Here is a 1,600-nt window from a genome sequence, read left to right as displayed (position 1 = left end):
CGATCTGCCTGTGTTAGTGAAGAACAACATCCAAACCGTGGTGCACTGTGAAGAGCAACTTATCGCGTTGGAGCCGGCGGATTTAGAAACGCCAGTGGTCGTTTGGTTGAAGATCGACAGTGGTATGCATCGTTTGGGTGTTCGCCCTGAGCAGTATGATGAATTCATTTCTCGCTTAAAAACGTGCCCGAATGTGGCGAAGCCATTGCGATACATGAGTCATTTTGGTTGTGCGGATGAGCTTGATAGTAGCATCACGCCGCAACAAATTGAGCTGTTTATGTCATTAACCTCGGGCTGTCAGGGCGAGCGCTCGCTAGCGGCATCTGCGGGTTTATTGGCATGGCCTCAAAGCCAATTAGAGTGGGTTCGTCCGGGCATTATTATGTACGGCGTATCACCATTTAGCGACAAAACGGCTCAAGATTTGGGTTACCAACCAGTGATGACGTTGAAGTCTCATCTTATTGCGGTTCGTGAAGTCAAGAAAGGTGAAAGCGTGGGGTACGGTGGTATCTGGACAAGTGAACGCGACACAAAAGTCGGCGTTATTGCAGTGGGCTATGGCGACGGCTACCCAAGAAGTGCACCCAATGGTACACCGGTGTGGGTGAATGGGCGTACAGTACCGATTGCGGGTCGAGTATCAATGGATATGCTGACGGTAGATTTAGGTCCTGATGCCACAGATAAGGTCAGTGACGAAGCGATTCTTTGGGGTAAAGAATTACCTGTCGAAGAGGTTGCGAATCACATTGGTACGATAGCTTATGAGTTGGTGACCAAATTGACGCCTCGCGTCGAAATGGAATATACCAAGTAATCCATGAATAAACGAATCACCTCAATGCTGGCACTTTCTGCCAGCATTTTTTTGTCTTCTCCGGCGCTAAGTTCAGAGAAAGACTCAGCCTTTGTCCCGTTCTATTTCAGTACCGATACGTTGGGCAGTACCGTTGGAGTTGCGGGGGTTGCTAAAGGGGTTGGTCAGCCTCAAGCTGCACTATTTGGTATGGGGCTGTATTCGGAGAAAGACAGCTATATTGGGTTCCTCTCTGCATTTAATTATGCGCTCTCTCCCAATGTGCTGTTCAGTACTCAGATGTACCAAGCTCGTTTTAATGACAGTCCCTATTACTTAGGTGATCAAGGCGATAACAACTCGTCGTTTGAATCTCAGACGATCACAAACAGTGATGAGCAAAAGTATAAGTTCGAATTCAAATACCTGTTGCCGTGGGGCGCGGTGAAAGATCATGGTTTGAAAGGCGCGTTTCTACCCAGCCGCGACGTTCGCAATGCATCGCCTTTGGCGTCGGGCGTTAGCTCTATCCTGCTGACGCCTTTTTATTCTTCACGAGCGTTGGATGTATACAATGATAGGAAAGAGCAAGCTTACGGTTTTACATTGGGTTTTGATTGGGACAACCGCGATAGCGCACGTAACACGACCCGAGGCTCGCATACCTCTTTGAATTTGACGACGGGCGCAGAAAGTTGGCAATCAGAGGAGCTGTGGCTAAAGTGGGAATTCCAAAATAGCCAATATTACTCGCTGGGGCCTCTTGGTGATTGGTTTGATCAACAAGTACTGGCCTTG

1 protein-coding gene and 1 pseudogene are annotated in these 1,600 nt (G+C 48.4%); both read left to right on the top strand.

The window, feature by feature from the left end; genetic code table 11:
• Positions 1-823 (top strand): alanine racemase (gene alr, locus R8269_RS24005; RefSeq protein WP_318222753.1); only part of this gene is annotated, 823 nt, incomplete at its 5' end.
• A gap of 3 nt (positions 824-826) precedes the next feature.
• Positions 827-1,600, top strand: a pseudogene (locus tag R8269_RS24000) (hypothetical protein); the annotation flags it as partial.

It is taken from the genome of Vibrio sp. Vb0667 (genome assembly GCF_033391095.1).
The sequence above is the reverse complement of the archived record's forward strand: the minus strand, read 5'-3'. Positions and strand labels throughout refer to the sequence as shown.